A 20642-nucleotide genomic window follows, 5' to 3' on the forward strand; every position below is an offset into this window, starting at 1 on the left:
TATTTTTCATGGTCGTTGTGTCTTCGGTTTGATTCCCGACGTTAACCATCAGGATCGGGCACAATGCCCGGAAACTTCACGCCAACGCTCTGGACTAACCTCATGAGTCGCGTTGGGCTATAACCTTTGACACACTTTAATTTGTAGTAGGGAGCATCAGCACATGCAACTCGGGATTATTGGACTGGGCCGCATGGGCGGCAATATTGCGCGGCGCCTGATGCTCAACGGGCACACCACCGTTGTTTACGATCGCAATACCGCCTTTGTCGAAGCCCTGGCCACAGAGGGCTCCACCGGCGTCAGCGATCTGCCGGCGCTGGTCGCCGGCCTGGCCAGGCCGCGTGCGGTCTGGGTCATGCTGCCGGCCGGCGCGCCGACCGAAGAAACCATCGACACCCTGAGCACCTTGCTCGAAGCCGGCGACACCATCATCGACGGTGGCAACACTTTCTATAAGGACGATATCCGCCGGGCGAAGACCCTCTCGGAAAAAGGCCTGCACTACATCGACGTCGGAACGTCCGGCGGCGTCTGGGGCCTGGAGCGCGGTTACTGCATGATGATCGGCGGTGATGCCGAGACCGTTAAGCGCCTCGACCCGCTGTTCGCAACCCTGGCCCCGGGCATGGGCGACATCCCGCGCACCAAGGACCGCAAGTCCGACGACGATCGTGCCGAACGCGGTTACATTCACGCAGGTCCGGCCGGTTCCGGGCATTTCGTGAAGATGATCCACAACGGCATTGAATACGGGATGATGCAGGCGTTTGCAGAAGGCTTCGATATCCTCAAGACCAAAAACAGCGAGAACCTGCCGCAAGACCAGCGTTTCGACCTGAACGTCGCCGACATCGCTGAAGTGTGGCGCCGTGGCAGCGTGGTGTCCTCGTGGTTGCTGGACCTGACAGCCGACGCCCTGGCCAGCGATCCGAAACTTGACGGTTTCTCCGGGTCCGTGGCCGACAGCGGTGAAGGTCAATGGACCATCGAAGCTGCCATGGAGCAAGCGGTGCCGGTGCCGGTGCTGTCGAACTCGCTGTTCTCCCGCTACCGTTCCCGTGGGCAAGGTACCTTTGGCGACAAGGTTCTCTCGGCCCAGCGCTTCGGCTTCGGCGGCCACGTGGAGACCTCGAAAAAATGACCCACGCGATCCGCAGAAAATCCAAGGCTGAACCCGCGCCGCCGACCACGCTGTTTCTGTTTGGCGCCCACGGTGACCTGGTCAAGCGTCTGTTGGTACCGGCGTTGTATAACCTCAAGCGCAACGGGTTACTCGGGGATGGACTGCGGATCATCGGCGTTGACCACAACGCCATCAGCGATGAAGGCTTTGCGCAAAAGCTCGAAGAATTCATTCGAAACGAGATGGCTGGCAAGGGTGACCACACCCTTGATCCAGCGGTCTGGTCCAGACTCGCCAAAGGCATCAGCTACGTCCAGGGCGATTTCCTGGACGACAGCACTTATCAAGCACTGGCGGCGAAAATCGCCGACAGTGGTACCGGTAATGCGGTGTTCTATCTGGCCACCGCACCGCGTTTCTTCAGTGAAGTGGCGCGTCGCCTCGGTTCGGCCGGCTTGCTGGAAGAAACCCCCGAGGCCTTCAGAAGGGTGGTGATCGAAAAACCCTTCGGCTCCGACCTGCATACGGCCGAAGCCTTGAACGCTTGCCTGCTCAAGGTGATGACGGAAAAGCAGATCTATCGCATTGACCATTACCTGGGCAAGGAGACCGTGCAGAACATCCTGGTCAGCCGGTTCTCCAATAGCCTGTTCGAAGCGTTCTGGAACAATCACTACATCGACCACGTGCAGATCACCGCCGCGGAAACCGTCGGCGTGGAAACCCGTGGCAGTTTCTACGAGCACACCGGCGCACTGCGGGACATGGTGCCCAATCACCTGTTCCAGTTGCTGGCGATGGTGGCGATGGAACCGCCCGCGGCGTTTGGTGCCGATGCGGTGCGCGGCGAGAAAGCCAAGGTCGTTGGCGCGATCCGTCCCTGGACGGTGGAGGAGGCCCGCGCCAACTCGGTGCGCGGCCAATACGCCGCGGGTGAGATCGACGGCAATGCACTGCCGGGCTACCGCGAGGAAAACAACGTCGCCCCCGACAGCAATACCGAAACCTATGTGGCCCTCAAGGTCATGATCGATAACTGGCGCTGGGTCGGCGTGCCGTTCTACCTGCGCACCGGCAAGCGCATGAGCGTGCGTGACACCGAGATCGTGATCTGTTTCAAGCCGGCGCCCTATGCACAGTTCCGCGATACTGAGGTCGATGAGCTGCAGCCGACCTATCTGCGCATTCAGATCCAGCCGAACGAAGGCATGTGGTTCGACCTGCTGGCCAAGCGTCCCGGTCAGGCCCTGAAAATGGACAACATCGAGCTGGGGTTCGCCTACAAGGACTTCTTCGAGATGCAGCCGTCCACCGGCTACGAGACCCTGATCTACGATTGCCTGACGGGCGACCAGACGCTGTTCCAGCGCGCCGACAACATCGAAAATGGTTGGCGCGCGGTGCAACCGTTCCTGGATGCCTGGCAGCAGGATTCCACCGTGCAGCAATATGCCGCCGGGGAAAACGGCCCCAAGGCCGGCGAAGAATTGCTCACCCGTGACTGCCGCGTCTGGCACCGTCTCGGATGAGCGAGCGTCAGTCTCATTGAGTCATGCAAAAAACTAATGAAATGGCTACCCCGCTGTCCCCTGTGTTCGCCCACTAAGCTTTCACAGGGGACCCCACCGGAGACCGTTGCCATGAAAAAAACAACTAATCTATTTGGATCAGTACGCCTTCCACCTGCATGCGCCCGATGATGTTTAGTATTCTGCTCAAATACCTTAGCCCGTCGGCTACGTAGCACTCAGAAATAGATGTTCACCTGCGTCGCAAGTAATTTTTGTTAGCCTCATTGTTATCTCGTGCATGATTAACAGAGGCGCTGAATAGATGTCGATCTTCGAACGAAATATTCATGGTGCGGGCCAGTGGAAAGACTGGCGCTGGCAGCAGAAGAATGCCGTGCGTGATGAACTTGCACTTCGCGTGGCATGCGGCGGCTGGAGTGAAGATATCACCGCTCATATTGAGCGAAACTTGCAAGACCGTAAGATGCAAATTACACCCTACTATATTGATCTGATCATGCGCTCGCTCGATAGCGGCCCGGTGACGGAACATCCACTGTGGAAACAGGTGGTGCCCTACTGGAATGAACATGTGCCGGGTGACTACGACGGCACTTCGGAGAATTGGGAGCTGCATCATGAGATGAAGACTCCTATCTGCCAACACAAGTACGATAATCGCGTCATCTTGCGGATGACTAATACCTGCAATGCGTATTGCCAGTTCTGCTTTGAAGCCTTGCGTACCTTGCAGGTCGATACCGAGAAAGCCAATGCCAATACCAACTCATTCCTGGAATCGGTGGAGTATGTGCGCGACAACCCTGCCATTGAAGAGGTGATTCTCAGCGGTGGCGATCCCTTGATGTTGGCTGACCGCAGGCTAGAAGAGAACCTGGCGACGTTGCGCTCAATCAGCAACGACCTGCTTATCCGTATTCATTCGCGAGCCCTAAGCTTTAACCCGTTTCGCATCACCGATGAACTGGTCGCAATGCTGGAAAAGTACAACGTCAACGCCTTTGGTGTGCATGTATGCCACCCGCTTGAACTGAGTGCTGACTTTGCCGCCGCGGTTAAACGTATTCAGAGTGTGGTGCCGATTGTCTTCTCTAACATGCCATTGTTGTGTGGAGTGAATGACGATGAAAAAACATTACATAAACTGTTTATCGATCTTTATCGCTTGGGTGTAAAACCATATTACTTGTACCACTTCATGCCGTTCTCACCGGGCGCATCGGAATACAAGGCATCAATCAGCCAGGTCATCGCCATTATGGATCGCCTTAAGCGGCGTGTATCCAACATTGCCATGCCCGAATATGTTCTACCGCACGCACAAGGCAAATTCACCGTGCCCTTGTTGGATTTTGAGAAACCTGAAAATTTACCGCATTTTGAAGTTCTCGATGGGCAGCGCCATTACCGGTTCCGTAACTGGGAAGGGCAATGGTGCAGTTGGCACGACGCGTGAATCCATTTACCGAATCAGGTAGTATCCATCATGAAACGAGATGCAATTATTTTTATTGATGTCGATGACAGTACTTCTGTTCGCTATAGTTATCGTGAGCCGCACTTTGCGGCTGCCCGCGAACAAGGTTTACTTTGTTTGACGGCGGGTGTGTTGGGGCGTCATCACCTGCAACGACTTCGGGATGATAGTGATGAAGTTTTCCTGCTTGATACGTTAAGCGAAGTATCAATTTTGAAACTGGTTGGCCAACTTGATGGGCAGTACAACATTCGCGCGATTTTCTGCCACGCAGGGCATCCGTCTGCTCAAGGGGAGGTGGGTTGTATTGTTGCACGGGCCTGTAAGCGGCTCGGCCTGGTTTACAGCTGCCCTGAGGCCATTGCCGCCTGCAATAACAAGTTCCTGATGCGTCGAGTACTGGATAAGCATGAGCTTCGCTCCGTGCCGTTCGCACTTTGCAATAATGAACAAGCCCTCAAGGAGGGTGCCGATCGAGTAGGTTATCCGCTCATTGCCAAACCCCCCTTTGGCGGTGCTTCTGTGTTTATCAAGAAGTGTTCCAGCTGGGAAGAGTTGCACAGCCATTACGCGCATTTTCTCAGTAATCACGGCACTGCCGCTTGCTCGGATTTCTATGGCTGCGCGCACACCCTACCTGACGAAAACGGGCGGCAGCACGAGAATATTCCAGGGCGCAGCATGCTGCTGGAGGGCTATATCTCAGGCATTGAAGGTAGTGTGGAATGTGCGATTGTCGGCAAGTTGATCCATCCGCTGCTGATCAACGAAAAATTGATGCTGACAGAGCGCAATGGCACCGTACTCGAAAACCTGCTGATTTCGCCACCGACGTCCTTTACTGAGGACCAGTGTGAGCAGATTCGCCAATACGCCGTGGATTGCCTGCGCGCGGTTGGCCTGACCAATGCAGTGGTGCATTTCGAGTTTCGGATGACCGATGAGGGGCCTGTGGTCATTGAGATCAACCCGCGCTTGGGTGGTCTCTACGTCAACGCAGCCTTCCGTGATCTGGCCGCCATCAATCCTTATCAGTTGTATATCTCGTTGCTGCTGGGCGGGCCGGGGATAAACGCCCAGCTCGATGCTGGAGCGCAAAAGATCGCCGACGCAGGGCAAAGCTACTCGATGTTGGCGATCTATCCGGAACACAGCGGCTATTTCAAGGGCATTGAAGGCATGCACTACCTGGATGATAACGAGTGTGTGCTGGAATATGCCCAGCAGGAAGCCGGTAGCTATATCGATGCGGATATCGAAGAGCACTACTTGCTCAAGTGCTGGACCAAGGTCGACGATGCCGAACACGCCCATGTCCTGCATGATGCGATCAGGCAAAACCTGCGTGTCATCCTCGATAACCCGGTTGCAGGATAGCGTTATGGACATCTCACAGATTTCGGCGCATTTGCGCGAGCATCACTACTGCCACGTCCGGGACTTTCGGGAGTTAATCCCGATTGAGCCGGGTGAAGAGGAGAGCTTTCGAGCGTACTGGTCAAACCTGGTGCAAGACGAGGCGTTCAAGGAGTACACCCACCGTAAACGCCGCATCCTGCGCTATCGTTTGTTGCCTTCGCGGCAGCTGCGGCTCGACAGGAATGCGGAGTTCAAATCATCCGTGACCTATGCCATCAAGTATCGCAAGGGCGTGAATCACTTGAGCTATTGCGAGGATGGCTTTATCAAGCATTCGCTCATGCAGAAACTACTGGCCACGGACCTTGCGGTGATCGACCCGCACCTCGGAAAGCAGACTTATACGATTGATATCCACCAGTTTCGGGTCAGGGCTGATGCGCATTCCAGCAGTCCGACCACCTCGGGGATTCACCAGGATGGCTTGGACTGGGTATTTATGCACTTCATTGGCGAGTGCAATACAGTGCCGGTGGTCTCGGAGGTCTTTGCCAGTGAAACGGAGCAAAGTCGGGTATTGAACCTGGCGATGGAGCAATTTCTCGAAACCATCGTGATCAACGACCGTAGGATTTACCACCGGGCCAGCGATGTGCGCCCGCAGGCCGATTCGGCGCCGGCCTGGCGCGATTTATTGCTGGTGAACCTTCGCAGCCTGCCACCTGACGTAGAGGCACAGCTTTCATGAGCCACGATCCGCAGTTGGCGCGCTCGACCCGAAACGCGCACCTGATCATCTTTGCCAGAGGCGTTTCGGATTTTGGCGCGTTCCTCAACATGGTGGCGCTGTCCACCTACGTTTACTGGCTCAGCGAAAGCGTGGTGTTCGTCAGTATCTTCCTGGCGTGCCGCGTCATCGGCGGGATTGTCGCCAGCCTGTTTGGCATTTCGTTTTTCCGGCGCTTTGCGGGGCGTGGCGCGTTGGCCGGGCTGGATTTGGCCAGGGCGCTATTATTGACGCCCCTGCTAGTGCTGATACCGACACATCAGCTGAGCATCCTACCCTTCATCGCCTTTGGGATCGGCTTGTGCAATTCGCTGTTTGCCATTGGCCTTAACAGTCAGTTACCCACCTGGGTAGCGCTTGAACAGCGGGTGAGTACCAATGCGTGGATCACCGCTGCCGCAGCCACCGGTGCGGTCTTTGGCAGTTTGCTGTCAGGGTTGCTGATCGCAACAGGGGGATTTGAAGCGGTGTTTACCGTCAACATCGGCACCTATGTCGTGGCCGCCAGTCTGATCCTGCCGTTGCGCGCGTTGTATTCAGTAGCCATTGTTGCGCATCGGGGGCTCTCTGCTGAGTGGCACGAACTGAGGAAAGGACTGCGCGGCGCGCCAGTGCTGGCCGCCATGTTGCTGATCAGCATGCTCGATACCCTCGGTAGCGCTGCCCATAACGTCGGTTGGCCTGTGCTGTCCCAGTACATTTCGCCGGACACGGCAAAAACGGTGATGGGTTATCTGCTGGCGGTCTGGGCCTGTGGCAAGTTCGTCGGTGCGCGCCTGGCCAGTGCGGTTTTGAAAGACCGTCGCACGCAAAGCATGGAACTCTTATTCATGATAGGTGTGGCGCTGATGTCCAGCGGCTTTATTCTGACCTTTCAACAAACCGAGTTGTGGCTGGCACTGGTGTTGGTCGTGTGGGCCGGCATAGGGGATGGTTTATCTGAGGTGGCCTTGATCTCCCGCGCGCAAAGTGAGCCCGATAGCTTGCGTCTGCCGCTGTTCAGTTTATTGACACTGATTCAGATGGCCGGCTTCGGAGTGGGGATGCTGGTGGTAGGACCATTCTATTTGGCGTGGACCCCGGCCCAAGTGATTGTTTTATTCCATGGCTTACCTTTAACCGCACTGGTCGTCATGGGGCTATGGATGAAAAAACTGCCGATCGACGTTGGCGCATGGAGGAAATATTGAGTTCAACGAAGGGGATGTATTTAGTGGGTGGCCCAACTGGCGGCACACCTCAGAGAGCCAGGCATTGTATAAATGATTTGCTCTCTGGGATCAGTTCTAGTTGGGGTGAATGGTACCCCGAGCGGAAAACCATTAGGGTGTTAGATCGAGCATTTACTAGTGAGGAATCGCTCCCTCGTCTTCCGCGGCCACGAGCACCTTCCTCCCAAAGTTCGTTCCGGGGTTACAGCCAGTAACTCACCGCGTACCACCCGAGCAAGCCCATCACCAGGGTGTACGGCAACGCCATCCAGACCATTCGCCCATAGGACAGGCGCACCAGCGGGGCAATCGCCGAGGTCAGCAGGAACAGGAACGCTGCCTGGCCGTTAGGCGTCGCCACGCTCGGCAGGTTGGTGCCGGTATTGATCGCGATGGCCAGGGTTTCGAAATGTTCGCGGGTCATCTCGCCCGCCATGAACGCGCGCTTCACTTCGGTGATGTAGATGGTTGCCACGAACACGTTGTCGCTGATGGCGGACAGCAGGCCGTTGGCGATGAACAGCATGCCCGGTTGCTGGTCTGCCGGCAGCGTCAGCACCCAGTGGATCAGCGGGGCGAACAGTTGCTGGTCGTGGATCACCGCGACCACGGCGAAAAACACCACCAGCAATGAGGTGAACGGCATGGCGTCCTTGAACGCTGTGCCCAGGCGGTGCTCGTCGGTGATGCCGGTAAAGGCGGTGATCAACACGATCACCATCAAGCCGATCAAACCCACTTCGGCAATGTGGAACGCCAGCCCGGCAATCAGAATCAATGCGGCAAAGCCTTGCACCAGAAGCGCTGCGCGTTGGCGCGTGGTGCGCTCGGCATTGTCTTCGGCGGCGTAGTTGGCCAGCACCGCACGGACGTTATCCGGCAGCAGCGTGCCGTATCCGAACCAGCGCAGCTTTTCCAGCAGGACGCAGGTTGTCAGCCCGGCAACCAGTACCGGCAGTGATACCGGCGCAACCCGGGTAAAGAACTCGGTGAAGTGCCAGCCCATTTCATGGCCGATCAGCAGGTTCTGCGGTTCGCCGACCAGCGTACAAACACCGCCCAGCGCGGTGCCGACGGCGCCGTGCATCAGCAGGCTACGCAGGAAGGCGCGGAACTGTTCCAGATCGCCCTGATGCAGGGTCGGCAGATGTTGGTCGTCGCTGAACTCGCTGTCCTGGCGCGGATCGTTACCCGAGGCGACGCGGTGATACACCGAGTAAAAGCCTACGGCGGCACTGATGATCACGGCGGTCACGGTCAAGGCATCGAGGAACGCCGACAGAAAGGCCGACAGAAAGCAGAACATCAGGGCCAGCAGGGCCTTGGAGCGGACCCCGAGCAGCAGGCGCGAGAACAGGTACAGCAACAGGTCCTTCATGAAATAGATACCGGCCACCATGAACATCAGCAGCAGGATCACCGGGAAGTTATGCAGCAACTCGTCATACAGCGCCTGGGGCGTGGTCATCTTCAGCAGCAGGGCTTCAATCATCAGCAGGCCGCCGGGCATCAGCGGATAGCATTTGAGCGCCATGGCCAGGGTGAAGATGAACTCCAGCACCATCAGCCAGCCTGCAGCCACCGGGCCTGCGGTCCACAGCACCAGGGCATTGAGAATCAGAAAGCCGACGATGCAGGCCTTGTACCAACGGGGCGAGTGCCCGAGAAAGTTGTGCGCGAACGCCTGGGCCATTGAACCGGACATCGGCTGCTCCTTGTCTTGAGAAGCGCGCAACTTGCCGCAAGCGCGCCAGAAGATCAAGCGAAGGAAAAATGCCGGTGGTTATCCCTGGAATCGAGCGATGATCGCCTTGTAGTTTCCGTGCAGCGAATAGCCTCCCACGACGATGTTGCCATCGGCTTGCGCGGCGACACAGGTGGCGGTATCCAGGCTGGGGCCGAGGCGGGTACGCGTATAGCCGCTGCCTTTGCCAAAACGGCGATCGGGAAGGCCGTTGGGCAGGCATCGCCCGAGAATGAAGTCTGCTTCGACACCGCCGATGGTAGCGCCCGCCGTGAGCACACTGCCATCAGGCTGTAACTGCGCGGCGGTCCACTGGCATCCGCTGTAACCGATTTCCCGCCGCTGCGGGTGTCCTCCATTGCAATGACTGTCGGGTCGTCCGTTGCTGTGCATTTTAAATGTCAGGCAGTGCATCGGCTCGCGACTGCAGCCAAAACACAGGATTTCGCCCTCGTTTTGCTGGACCACCCGGCTGACCCGGGCGCCACGCCCTTGCGCCTTGAAGGTCATGAATCCATCCACGGCAAAACGGTCGTCGAGGCGCCCGTCCGGGTGATAGCGGGCCAGTAAGCCTTCCTCGGGGAAATTGATCGATCCTCCGACCAGGATTCGGCCATCGCGTTGTATCGTCAGGCTACCGAGCCAGGTATTCATCAGCAGGTGTCTGACCATCACGAAGCCGCGGCCATTGAACGAACAGTCCAGCGAGCCTTCGACATCCAGTCGTATCAACATACCGACGTGATCGGCCAGTTCGAAGTGATGGTTGGCCAGGATCAGGATCCGGCCGTCTTGCTGTACGGCCACATCGCAGGCTTCTGCGCCCGGCACACCGGGAGGCAGCCATTTATCGCGCATCCCCAGGGACAGATCGCCAGGCAATCGCACGACACAGCGGCCATTATCGCCAAAGCCTTGTACCAGGCGACCATCCTGATCCAGTAATGCCAGGGCCGGGAGCGTGCGGTGTGCGTTTTCGTATTGCAGGCCGGCCAGCAGGATATTGCCGTCGGGCAGGATCAGGACCTTGGTGGCCATGGCTTCGAACCCCGGTTCGAATTGCCCGATGACACTGCCTTGTTTGCCGAACGTCAGGTCTGCGCAACCATCCGCGAGCAAGCGGGCCAGGCCAAAGCGGATACCATCGGCCATGCCGACTTTTGCGGCCACCAGCAAGCGACCTTGGGCATCTATCGCAATGCCATTGGCCAGGCTGAAAAGGCTGTCGGCGAAATAGACCTGGGTTTTGCCGTTGGCGGCAAACGACGTGTCGAGGGCCCCGGCGGTGTTCCGGGTGGCGGGGTAGGCAAAAGCGGAGTGGCTTGACATGCACCGCATCTCCTTGCGAGTCGTCATGATCCAGAAGTTTGGGTGGCGACCTTATAAGGAGAATATTCAATCCCTGAATGAAGGGATGCACAACGGTAAGAACTAACAGACGGAGGGTCGCTGTGTGCCACAACAGTGTCTTTTCGAACCAATGGCGAGCCTGCAATGTATCAGGCGCAAGCGAAGTTCGAATTAAACAGTGTCAAGTAGTGTGCGTGGCAAAAAAGACCTGCGAACCAAAGACAGGAAAAGGGCGCGGATTACTCCGGAGTAATCCGCAAAACGATCAGTGCGGCATCGACCACGACTGCAGTGTGTAACCTTCCTCGCTCAATTCGGCGCGAGCCTGTTCCAGCAGTAGTTCGAGTTGCGCAGGATCGGAATAGGCGCTGCTTGGGATCTGCTTGCGGCCAATGCTGGTGCTGGTGCGGTCGATAACGGTCAGGCTGAGTTCACCGTTACCGTCTTGTGGGGCCCAGGCCACGCACTTGAAAGGTTTGAATGCGCGGTCGGCAATCAGAAGTGCTTCGTTGATACGGAGCGGGGCGTTCATAGGGTCTTCTCTCTCTATGCCCAATCAAGTGACAGGCCGACGGTTGGGCTTACCGTTCAGCTGGTTACTTGTACTGATGCCCGCAACCGGGGTTTGGGTCACACACAATCAAAAGAATTTTCCACTTTATTTCACATAATCAAGAATGAGCCTGACATTGAAAGCTGAATGAAAGGAAAGAGTCGTTAGGTGACTAACATAATCGCAACTTATAACCGGTTTTATGACCCTCCTATAGTCAAACAGTACAAGGCCCTGTCAAATTCTTGCTAATGTTACAGTCAGGTCTGCCAAATGACTGTTTTTAATAAATTTTCGCAAATTTGGCGCCAAGGAACAGTCATGAGCGACGCGCCTGCCTTACGACGTTTGCTAGTGGTGGACCCCTGTGACGATTGCTATCGCCTGATCCCTGGGTTGCGCGATATCGGTTGGGACGTTGACAGCTGCACGCTGGAGAACGCCGCTGACCGAACCTGCGACGTGGGCTTGCTGCGCTTGCAGCCTTTTCACCTTGAGCACCCGGAGGCTGTCAAGGCGTTGATCAGCCGCAGCGGTACCGAGTGGATAGCCGTACTCAACCAGGAAGTACTGCGACTGCAAAATGTCGGCGACTTCGTCTGTGAGTGGTTTTTTGACTTTCATACCTTGCCGTTCGATGTGTCCCGGGTTCAGGTAACGCTGGGCCGGGCGTTTGGCATGGCGCGGTTGCGTGGGCAGGGTACGGTCCATGTTGACCAGCCCGAGCACGAATTGCTGGGCGACAGCAAACCTGTCCGTGAACTGCGAAAACTGTTGAGCAAACTGGCTCCGACCGAATCTCCGGTGTTGATTCGCGGTGAAAGCGGCACTGGCAAGGAACTGGTCGCACGAACCCTGCATCGTCTGTCCCAACGTCACAGCAAACCCTTTATCGCGATCAATTGTGGGGCGATCCCCGAACACTTGATCCAGTCCGAGCTGTTTGGCCATGAAAAAGGCGCATTTACCGGCGCGCACCAACGCAAGGTCGGACGGATAGAAGCCGCCAACGGTGGCACTCTGTTTCTCGACGAGATCGGTGACCTGCCGCTGGAGTTGCAGGCCAACCTGTTGCGGTTCCTCCAGGAAAAACATATCGAGCGGGTCGGCGGCAGTCAGCCGATTCCTGTGGATGTGCGGGTTCTGGCGGCGACGAACGTCGACCTTGAAGCCGCCATCGAGAAAAAACGCTTTCGCGAAGACTTGTATTACCGCTTGAACGTACTGCAAGTGGCGACTGTTCCGCTGCGCGAGCGCCATGGCGACCTGGCGGTGCTGGCCAACCACTTTTCCCATTTCTACAGCCATGAAACCGGGCGCCGCCCACGCAGTTTCAGCGACGACGCGTTGATTGCCATGGGCAAGCACGACTGGCCAGGCAATGTTCGCGAACTGGCCAACCGCGTCCGTCGCGGCCTGGTGTTGGCCGAAGGCCGCCAGATTGAGGCCCGAGATCTGGGATTGATCAGTCAGCATGCAATCGCCGCACCGATGGGTACCCTCGAAGAATACAAGTCCCGGGCCGAACGCCAGGCGTTGTGCGATGTATTGAATCGCCACAGCGATAATCTGAGTGTCGCGGCCAAAGTACTGGGTGTGTCGCGTCCGACCTTCTACCGGTTGTTGCACAAGCACCAGATTCGCTGAATCCCGGTGGGAAACCCAAAACCCGTTGCAATTGCAGCGGTTTTTTTGTTTGGGTCAGAAGTAGTAAGGGAGTTTCAGGCTGAACTGGAAGTCCGGGGCATCGTCCGTCATGCCGATGGACAGGTTGGGCACGATGGTCAGGTTGTCGGTGGCCGCAATGGTCATGCCGATGTTGAAGTAACCGGCGTTGGCATCGCTGGAGACCACCGACTGCCAATCCCCGCCATCTTCCTTGAGCTTGCTTTTGCGTTGCACCAGGTCAGAGACCGAGAACGACATGCTCATCTTTTCGTTCAAGGCGAACGCAATACCGGCGCCAATCTGGAAGCTGTCGCCAATGCGAACTTTGCCCGGTGTCTTGAGCGCCGGGTTGGAGCTGATGTCGTCGAAAGACTCTTCCAGGTTGTAGGTGTAGGACAGGCTGCCGAACAACACTGCCGGATCGAACGTCTTGACCAGCGAGATCCCTGGCGTGATCGACCAGACGCCATTACCGGTAGGCAAGGATTCAGGCACGGCCAGGTTTGAGTTATCGGCCACCCGAACCAGCTTGATGCCGAACGGGTCTTTGCCGGTAGGCGCCTTGACGCGCAAGGTCATCACGGCATCCGGGGTGTTGGCCGATTCGTCGAGGAATTTGTAGGCGATACCGAAGTTGACATCACCTATGGTCGGGTCTTGCTTGACGGTATCTTCGGTCGTGACGTTTGCGGAGCCGCTATTGCCGCCACCGGACTGATACGTGGACTCACGGTAGACCACCGGCACGTTCAGGTCGAACTGCCAGCGATTGTTGAAGTTGTAACGGCCGGTGAGGTCAAGCGTCCAGGTGTCGGCCTTGATCCGGTCCAGGTTGATGGCGCCCAGGAAGATCGAGTCCAGGGCGAGAAAACCGTTGAGGACCAGTTGGCGGGTATCGTATCGGGAGTAGGTTATCCCCGTTTCGACGCTGAACTTGCCACCGCCGAAGAACCCGCTGGCTTCGTCATACAGGTTCGAAACACTTTGTGCCGGTTGTGAGTCATTGGCCAGCGATTGTCCATAAGAGCTGCCGCTGCCCCCGGCGACGCCCCCCGAGGCGGTGCCGACTCCTGGATTGCCCTTGAGGTCCGCTGGGGACTTGGCCAGGCGTTTGGGTGGGGGCGAAGCGGGCTGCTCTTCGACCTGGCGGACCCGTTGTTCGAGAACCGCCAGGGCTTTTTGCTGTACTTCGTATCGTTGCTTCAACTCCAGGAGCTCTTGTTTAAGAGCCTCCAGTTCCGGGTCAGGTGCTGCCTGCAACATCGCCGCCGGGAGTAGAGCACTCAAGCATGCAACTGCTAGCAGTGATACTGATCGGTACATGGAATAAGCCGTCCATTTGTGCCTAATGGTCCAGACTCAGCGTAGTTCAATAGCCCATGGTCCGTAATGCAGCGAGTTGATTGAGGTTGCAGTCCAGTGCACCCGCACTCGGGCCATTATTGTTAAGCACTACGTTGAGCTGGGTCATGTTGTCGACCATATTGCTGCTGCCCAGTAACCGGGTGTTTTGCAGCAACCCGCCTTGGGCGACTTGTTGCACGCTTGTACCCTGATTGTTGTTGGCGGTAATGGCCATCTGAACGCCACCACTGGTCGCGGATACCACGACACTGCCTGCGGCATTGCTGCCGGTGATGGTTTGACCGGCTATCAGCGCCTGGCCCTGGCTCGGCACCAGTGCAGGGGCCGTGCTGGCCTCCTTGACGTTGATGGCGATGTTGTTGTTTGAGCTGTTGCCATCGCCTGCTGCCCTTGTGACCTGGGTAATGCCCCGGGAAGTACTCAGCGCAGCGCCCCCCGTCACGTGGCCGCTACCCGATTTGGGCGAACCGCCATGACCGGATTGCTTGATGGTTGAAACATAGAACTGGGGTTTGACCGTTGCGGCTTGAAGCTGCATCGAGGTGGAGGCTCCGATCAGGTCACCACTGGCATTGCGCCAGGTACTGCTCATGACGACACCGAAGCTGATGACCCGCCCCGGCATCACATACCGGCCACGCAACTCGGCCAGTTCCTGGTCCTTGATTTCGATGGGTCTGAACTCATCAGCAAAACCTGAAGTGTTCGCTGCCAGACAGGCTGCGACCACCCAATACGAGGTTTTCATTTGCTGCTCCCGGAGCATCCTGCTCCCTATCATCTTATTGGCGATTAAAAGAAGTCGCTCTGTATGAAACCAAAATCCATCAATTCGGCATCTTTGACCGGGTTGAAGTTATCCATCTTGTTCTTGGCTGTCAGCGGTTCCGGTGGGCTGCGTAAGGCATTGGTCTTGTCGTAACCAGGGCCGACGATGGCGAAGATAATGCCATTCCAGCCTTTGACAAAGTCATCATGGGAGTAGCGTTTGTGACCGAGTACCGGGTCGCCGATATAGACCCAGCTCTTGTCCGCCCGCTGCAACACCACGAAGTGCTTGTAGCCGCGAATTTCCATCAACACCACCACTGGAATCGTCACGGCTTCGAGTCTTTCCGGCGGGATCCTGTAGCCCCGGGCGCGCATGCCGATGCGTTCTATGTAGCGCTTCATGTCCAGCATGGAAAAACCCTGGGTACGCACAAGGTCCTGGTCTGCGGTGACCAGCATGCCTTTGATGATGTGCTCCTCATCGACGTCGAGCCAATAGGCCTGGCGCAGTATCGTTGCCAGCGCGGCGGCGCCGCAGCTGAAATCGGTTTTCTGTTCGACGATGTCGCTGAACTTGCGCTCGCGCAAACTCTGTACGTGCTTGTACACCAGCACGCCACCCGGCAGGGCGGCAACCGGCATCTGTGCAGCCTGGGTCAGGCCAGACAGGCAGAGCAGGGCGAAAAGGACAGTCTTACGCATGATCGATACGCCTTGGGACTGTGGGAAAGCCCCGTCGCCGGGGCTTTCATTGCAATCGCGATTACAGACAGGACTTGCAGCCCGCGGAGATGGACAGCGAGTTGTTTTGCTGGTTGCCCACGCCAGACGATACGTTCGCTCCGCCGTTGCCGGAGAAGTTGTTCATCGAGCCCGTTATCGAAGCGTTGTTGGTTACCGGGGGTTTCCAACCCTCAGGCGTCATCACTTGTTGAGTGGTTACGCCCGCCAGACCGAATACACCCACGGCTACGAAATCAGTCGTGTTGCCGTTGTTGGTGACGTTCAGCCCGGACGTGCTTTGGTTGGCCGCCGCCGCCGCTTGCGCTACACGACCGCCCGCAACGGCAATCGCCAGGTTGTTTTTCTGTTGGTTGAAGTCGCCGGTGGTCACGTTGATGCCGATGTTGCCGGAACCGCTGTTACCTGCGTTGTTGAGCGTTGTGTTGTTGGTGTTGGAGTGGTTCCTGGCGGCGTTGCCGGCGCTCTTCTGAGTCGCACTGGAGACGGCGACCGCGGTGCCGAAGATGAAGCTTTCGTCAGCCGTGGCAAGGGCGGCGGCGTTGTCTTGCTGGTTGCCGTTACCGGCTGCAACGTTGGCGCCCATGTTGCCGTTGGAGTTGTTCAGGGAGTTATCGATTTTGGCGTCGTTCCTGGTGTCCCGGTTCAATACGCTGCTGTCACTGCTTTCCTGCGAGTCCATCACGACGGCCCCGGCGCCTGCTGTAATCTGCAGAATCTGTTCCAGCGTCGGGCCTTTGGGCTGGTGGTTGTTGCCATGCGCATTGCTCTGGCCGTTGCCTTGATCATCATCAAGACCGCCTGCTTGTGCTGCGAATGCCATCACTGCCGCCAGAGCGAAAGCCAGAGGTTTGAGAGCAGTTGTCGGGTTCATGGTGTTTCTCCGTGCTCATTAGTTGGTCAAGTGTTGGTTCGTCCTTAATCGCACTGTATCGGGGTCAGTCAGCGACCCGGATGCTCAAGGTGTTAGCCATTCGGTTCCCCACCCCGGCACTCTGGTTCACCTGGATCACTCCGCGGCTGCCGGTGAAGGCCTGGTCGCTTGTCACGACCTGGCGACTGCCGTTTGGGGCGCCAGTTGCTCCCGAGTTCGGTAACAACGCCACGTTCTGTTGAGAAAGGGCACTATCGTCGATGGCTTGCGGTGCAGCGCTGATGCTGATGCGCATGGCATTGGCCATCTGGTTGTTCGCCCCGGCACCCTGGTTGACACCCAGTACGCCGTTGCCATTACTGAAGGAGGGTCCGCCAATAGTGGCCGTCGCATCCATCGACGGATTGGCGGGCGTGGTGATTGTCTGCCGGACGCTGGTGGTTGCACCGGCATTCGTACCAATGGCGATCGCGCGGACGTTGGTTTGCTGCTGCTGATCGCCTGCCGCCTGGTTGACGTTGAAGTTGCCGCGGTATTGAGTAGCAGAATCCTGGAGGGTGGCGTTGTTCACCGAACTGACGCCCGGATCGGCCATCACGCCGGTGCAGCCGAACAGGGCAAGTAAAAGCAGGGACCGACTCATCTCATTGGCCTCCCGCCATTCTGCCCAGTGAGCCGAGGCCGCTGCTCATGGCGCGGTTGACGGTTCCGGAAATCGCGCTGCCACTGCCACCGCCGTGGCCGACAGACATGCCGGGCATACCATTGGGGTTGGTAACGGCGTTGAGGCCTTGCAGGCCACCCAGGCTTTGTCCGTTGCTGTGGCGAAGGGCTGTTCCGGTGGAGACCCCGGCAATGTCCGCGTCGCTGAGTTCGCCGGTGACGCGGGCCGATGGGTTGGCATTGAGGGTGTTGGGGTTCGGATCTCTGCCGCCGCTGCGACCGATAGGGGTTGGGTGAATGGTGCGGTCAAGCACGATGACGCCGTTGCCTTCGGCTAGAACGTCAAAACTGAAAAGCGTGCCTGCAGCGCTCGCGATCAGCAGCAGGCACGCCAAGACTCTTTTATCGAATATCCACACGACGTTCTTACCTTCTCATGCAGGCTGGCTCTGGTCGGCTTTATGAAGGTAAGAGCGAAAGCTGTGCCGGTTTTTGATTATCTCGTTGATTCAATGGCTTATGGATATTGTCCGGATAGCTTTTGCCAAGAATGTTTCAAAGGTGAGACGAAACCCTGCGCAGGTAGCCCTTAATTGCGGGTAAACCGTTCTAAAGCAAGGGTTTCAGGGGCGTTGTATCACCGGCTTGACAAATCCGATGATCAAACGACGAGGGACGCTGAAATGGGCGGTTTGAGGCAAGGAGAGTGTTTCAGGACCGGACACTTTCCCTCGGAGCAGGGGGGATGGTGGGGGAATTACCCCGGACGCCACTCAGGCGTCGAGCAATCGGGTCACGGCATGCAGTGCCAGGGATCGGCGTTCGGCCCAATCTCCGTGCAGTACTTGAACCGGTTGTGCGTGGCGCTCCAGCCAGGCCAGGGTCTGCTCGAAAAATGCCTGGCGCTCACTCAATCGGGGCTGGCAACGCTGGCCGTCATCCGTCCATTCGACGTGTTCCGGCGACAGCAGCAAGTGCAAGTCGTAATGCCGGGCCAATAGCGCTTGCTCGATCCAGGGGGGGCAGTCGCCAAACAGGGTTTGGCTCCAGAGGACATTGCTCAGCAGGTGCGTGTCGAGGATGAGCAAAGACGGTTGTTGCGCCCGTGCTTCGTCCTCCCACGCCAATTGACCGCGGGCGATGTCCGGAATGTCGGCCAAGGTGGTGTCCCGCGGATTCTGCTCGATGAACCAACGCACATACTCGTCGACCAGAACCCCGCCGAAACGCTGTTGCAATTCGGCCGCCAACCAGCTTTTACCGCTGGATTCCGGGCCTGTGAGTACCAGCACTTTCATGCGCGCAATGCCGGATCGGCGCGCCATTGGCGCCAGCCCTGCACGGCGATAACGGCGAACAGCCCGTACAGGGTGGCGGTCAGGTACAGGTCCTTATAGATGAACAGCCCGACGAAAATCACATCCAGGGCTATCCATAGCGGCCAGCACTGGACACGTTTTTGCGCCATCCAGACCTGCGCCACCAGGCTGAATCCGGTCAGCGCCGCATCGAGCCAGGGTTGTGCTGCGTCGGTCCAGTGGGCCATGGCTGCCCCCAGTAACAGGCTGCCGAGTGCGCCGATGGCCAGGCTCAACGCCACGGAGCGTGAGTTGAGCCAACTGACTTCGCGGCCATGGGTCGTTTCGCCAGCCCGCGTCCACTGCCACCAGCCGTAAAGCTGCAAGGCGGCATAGATGACTTGCAGCAGCATGTCCGAATACAGCTTCACCTCAAAAAAGATCCAGCTATAGAGCAGCACCATGACCAGACCGATGGGCCAGCACCAGGGGTTCTGTTTGACCGTCAGCCAGACGGCAATGACACCGAGGGCGGCGGCAAACAGTTCAAGCCCGGACATGGAGGCTCCTTGGGGAAATCGAAGAGGGGACCGATTGTAACCGGATTGGCGTCGGGAATCCCGTGGCGCACGGGTGTACTTCATTGGTGCGCGATAACGCGGCAGCGCCAAGCGGACTTGTCTGATAGGATTTCGGCCCCGCGCGGGTAAACCCTGATCAGGATTGTTTTTTCACAGGATTTTGACGGTGCTGTGGTGATCCTTGACAGGCGGGGCTTCAGCTACGCTGATCGCAATTCAAGCTTTGGAAAAATACTAACGGGGCATGCCGGCGCGCATAGCCTTTTGGGGGATTGATGGATCTTTGGACCGCCTTTCAGGCATTGATTCTTGGGGTTGTAGAAGGGCTGACCGAGTTTTTGCCCATTTCCAGTACCGGCCACCAGATCATCGTGGCCGACATGCTCGGCTTCGGGGGCGAGCGGGCGATGGCGTTCAACATCATTATCCAGCTGGGTGCCATCCTGGCTGTAGTATGGGAGTTTCGACGCAAGATCTTCGACGTGGTCATCGGCCTGCCGACCCAGCCGGGCGCCCGGCGGTTTACCGCGAACCTGTTGATCGCGTTCTTGCCGGCCGTGGTGTTGGGCGTGATCTTCGCTGACCTGATCCACGAATACCTGTTCAATCCGATCACCGTGGCAGCGGCGCTGGTCGTGGGCGGGTTCATCATGTTGTGGGCCGAGCGCCGCCAGCATGAAGTCCACGCCGAAACGGTGGATGACATTACCTGGAAAGACGCCCTGAAAGTCGGCTTCGCCCAATGCCTGGCGATGATTCCGGGTACTTCGCGTTCGGGCTCGACGATCATCGGCGGGTTACTGTTCGGCCTGTCGCGCAAGACCGCTACCGAGTTCTCGTTCTTCCTGGCGATGCCGACCATGGTCGGCGCAGCGGTGTACTCGGGCTATAAATACCGTCACCTGTTTGTCCCGTCTGATTTCCCGGTGTTCGCGATCGGTTTCGTCACGGCGTTCGTCTTCGCGATGATCGCGGTCCGCGGGCTGCTCAAGTTCATCGCCAACCATAGCTATGCGGCGTTTGCCTGGTATCGCATTGTGTTCGGCCTGATCATCCTGGCGACCTGGCAGTTCGGCTGGGTCGACTGGAGCGCGGTCAAGCCGTGAGTGACTCAAGCTCGCGCAATAACCCCGGGCGCCAGCCCGGGGGACATATCCGTCATCCACGGCTGAAGTGGCTGGTGTTTGCAATCCTGTGCGCATTGCCGCTGTCGGGTTCGGTGTCGTCATGGCTGCACGGGGTGTCGCTGATTCCCCTGGCGGCCTACGGCATCGTCAGCGTCGTGACGTTTTTCCTGTACTGGAGCGACAAGCGCAAGGCCCGCGCCGAGCAATGGCGTACGCCGGAGAATGTCCTGCATGCGCTGGAACTCGCCGGAGGCTGGCCCGGTGCCTTGCTGGCCCAGCAAGCGTTCCGGCACAAAACCCGCAAAGTCTCGTACCAGTTGGTGCTCTGGATCATCGTGCTCATGCACCAGGTGTTCTGGATCGACCACCTGTTCCTCGGCGCACACCTGTTCGCCTTGTTCTGATCAACAACGCC

The 20642-nt window shown here is 57.8% G+C and carries 20 protein-coding genes; 9 read left to right on the forward strand and 11 right to left on the reverse strand.

The window, feature by feature from the left end:
* Window positions 1-163: 163 nt before the first annotated feature.
* The 6 genes from gnd to ASD95_RS14970 all read left to right on the forward strand — a co-directional run bounded on the left by gnd (window position 164) and on the right by ASD95_RS14970 (window position 7471).
* Window positions 164-1144 carry a phosphogluconate dehydrogenase (NAD(+)-dependent, decarboxylating) gene (gnd, locus tag ASD95_RS14945; RefSeq protein WP_056724611.1) on the forward strand — a complete coding sequence of 327 codons (981 nt, stop codon included), beginning with the start codon at window positions 164-166 and terminating at the stop codon, window positions 1142-1144.
* Window positions 1141-2655: a glucose-6-phosphate dehydrogenase gene (zwf, locus tag ASD95_RS14950; RefSeq protein ID WP_056724613.1), complete on the forward strand. Its 1515-nt coding sequence runs from the start codon at window positions 1141-1143 to the stop codon at window positions 2653-2655. Before gnd ends, zwf begins: the two co-directional genes overlap by 4 nt.
* A 304-nt stretch (window positions 2656-2959) precedes the next feature.
* Window positions 2960-4114 carry a KamA family radical SAM protein gene (locus ASD95_RS14955; protein WP_056724615.1) on the forward strand — a complete coding sequence of 385 codons (1155 nt, stop codon included), beginning with the start codon at window positions 2960-2962 and terminating at the stop codon, window positions 4112-4114.
* Between the two features lie 30 nt (window positions 4115-4144).
* Complete coding sequence (locus tag ASD95_RS14960; protein ID WP_056724617.1) at window positions 4145-5512, forward strand: ATP-grasp domain-containing protein; 1368 nt, start codon at window positions 4145-4147, stop codon at window positions 5510-5512.
* Between the two features lie 4 nt (window positions 5513-5516).
* Window positions 5517-6242 (forward strand): 2OG-Fe dioxygenase family protein, encoded by a 726-nt coding sequence (locus ASD95_RS14965; protein WP_056724619.1) that lies wholly within the window; start codon window positions 5517-5519, stop codon window positions 6240-6242.
* Window positions 6239-7471, forward strand: coding sequence for an MFS transporter (locus tag ASD95_RS14970; protein WP_056724621.1), 1233 nt, complete (start codon window positions 6239-6241; stop codon window positions 7469-7471). The genes ASD95_RS14965 and ASD95_RS14970 overlap by 4 nt, the downstream gene beginning before the upstream one ends.
* Window positions 7472-7694: 223 nt before the next feature.
* Here the strand turns inward: ASD95_RS14970 and nhaB are convergent, their stop codons facing one another.
* The 3 genes from nhaB to ASD95_RS14985 form a co-directional block, all read right to left on the reverse strand.
* Window positions 7695-9197 (reverse strand): sodium/proton antiporter NhaB, encoded by a 1503-nt coding sequence (gene nhaB, locus ASD95_RS14975; RefSeq protein ID WP_056724623.1) that lies wholly within the window; start codon window positions 9195-9197, stop codon window positions 7695-7697.
* Between the two features lie 78 nt (window positions 9198-9275).
* A complete protein-coding gene (locus tag ASD95_RS14980) occupies window positions 9276-10565 on the reverse strand; it encodes a hypothetical protein (protein WP_056724625.1) in 1290 nt (429 codons plus the stop codon).
* A 286-nt stretch (window positions 10566-10851) separates the two neighbouring features.
* The gene (locus ASD95_RS14985; RefSeq protein ID WP_007970062.1) at window positions 10852-11118 is read right to left on the reverse strand and encodes a hypothetical protein; all 267 of its coding nucleotides are present in this window, start codon (window positions 11116-11118) and stop codon (window positions 10852-10854) included.
* Window positions 11119-11460: 342 nt separating this feature from the next.
* Between ASD95_RS14985 and ASD95_RS14990 the strand changes: the two genes are divergently transcribed.
* Window positions 11461-12786, forward strand: coding sequence for a sigma-54 dependent transcriptional regulator (locus ASD95_RS14990; RefSeq protein ID WP_056724627.1), 1326 nt, complete (start codon window positions 11461-11463; stop codon window positions 12784-12786).
* 54 nt (window positions 12787-12840) lie between these two features.
* On the opposite strand, the gene ASD95_RS14995 is transcribed toward ASD95_RS14990, so the two are convergent.
* The 8 genes from ASD95_RS14995 to pnuC all read right to left on the reverse strand — a co-directional run bounded on the left by ASD95_RS14995 (window position 12841) and on the right by pnuC (window position 19079).
* A complete protein-coding gene (locus ASD95_RS14995; protein WP_056724629.1) occupies window positions 12841-14130 on the reverse strand; it encodes a hypothetical protein in 1290 nt (429 codons plus the stop codon).
* A gap of 46 nt (window positions 14131-14176) precedes the next feature.
* Window positions 14177-14938, reverse strand: a complete 762-nt coding sequence (locus tag ASD95_RS15000; protein ID WP_082562958.1) for a hypothetical protein — start codon at window positions 14936-14938, stop codon at window positions 14177-14179.
* Between the two features lie 26 nt (window positions 14939-14964).
* Window positions 14965-15645 carry a C39 family peptidase gene (locus ASD95_RS15005; RefSeq protein WP_056724633.1) on the reverse strand — a complete coding sequence of 227 codons (681 nt, stop codon included), beginning with the start codon at window positions 15643-15645 and terminating at the stop codon, window positions 14965-14967.
* Between the two features lie 61 nt (window positions 15646-15706).
* Window positions 15707-16558 carry a hypothetical protein gene (locus tag ASD95_RS15010; RefSeq protein WP_056724635.1) on the reverse strand — a complete coding sequence of 284 codons (852 nt, stop codon included), beginning with the start codon at window positions 16556-16558 and terminating at the stop codon, window positions 15707-15709.
* Between the two features lie 64 nt (window positions 16559-16622).
* Window positions 16623-17201 (reverse strand): hypothetical protein, encoded by a 579-nt coding sequence (locus ASD95_RS15015; protein ID WP_056724638.1) that lies wholly within the window; start codon window positions 17199-17201, stop codon window positions 16623-16625.
* 1 nt (window position 17202) lies between these two features.
* Window positions 17203-17640 carry a hypothetical protein gene (locus ASD95_RS15020; RefSeq protein ID WP_056724639.1) on the reverse strand — a complete coding sequence of 146 codons (438 nt, stop codon included), beginning with the start codon at window positions 17638-17640 and terminating at the stop codon, window positions 17203-17205.
* A gap of 354 nt (window positions 17641-17994) precedes the next feature.
* Entirely contained in the window at window positions 17995-18519 is a 525-nt protein-coding gene (locus ASD95_RS15025) for an AAA family ATPase (RefSeq protein WP_056724641.1), read from the reverse strand.
* Window positions 18516-19079, reverse strand: a complete 564-nt coding sequence (pnuC, locus tag ASD95_RS15030; protein ID WP_056724643.1) for a nicotinamide riboside transporter PnuC — start codon at window positions 19077-19079, stop codon at window positions 18516-18518. Before pnuC ends, ASD95_RS15025 begins: the two co-directional genes overlap by 4 nt.
* Before the next feature lie 296 nt (window positions 19080-19375).
* Here pnuC and ASD95_RS15035 point away from each other — a divergent pair, with 296 nt between their 5' ends.
* Window positions 19376-20206 carry an undecaprenyl-diphosphate phosphatase gene (locus ASD95_RS15035; protein ID WP_056724645.1) on the forward strand — a complete coding sequence of 277 codons (831 nt, stop codon included), beginning with the start codon at window positions 19376-19378 and terminating at the stop codon, window positions 20204-20206.
* The gene (locus ASD95_RS15040) at window positions 20203-20631 is read left to right on the forward strand and encodes a DUF1294 domain-containing protein (RefSeq protein ID WP_056724647.1); all 429 of its coding nucleotides are present in this window, start codon (window positions 20203-20205) and stop codon (window positions 20629-20631) included. Before ASD95_RS15035 ends, ASD95_RS15040 begins: the two co-directional genes overlap by 4 nt.
* Window positions 20632-20642 lie beyond the last annotated feature (11 nt).

It is taken from the genome of Pseudomonas sp. Root71 (assembly GCF_001429045.1).
Taxonomy (GTDB): domain Bacteria; phylum Pseudomonadota; class Gammaproteobacteria; order Pseudomonadales; family Pseudomonadaceae; genus Aquipseudomonas; species Aquipseudomonas monachiensis.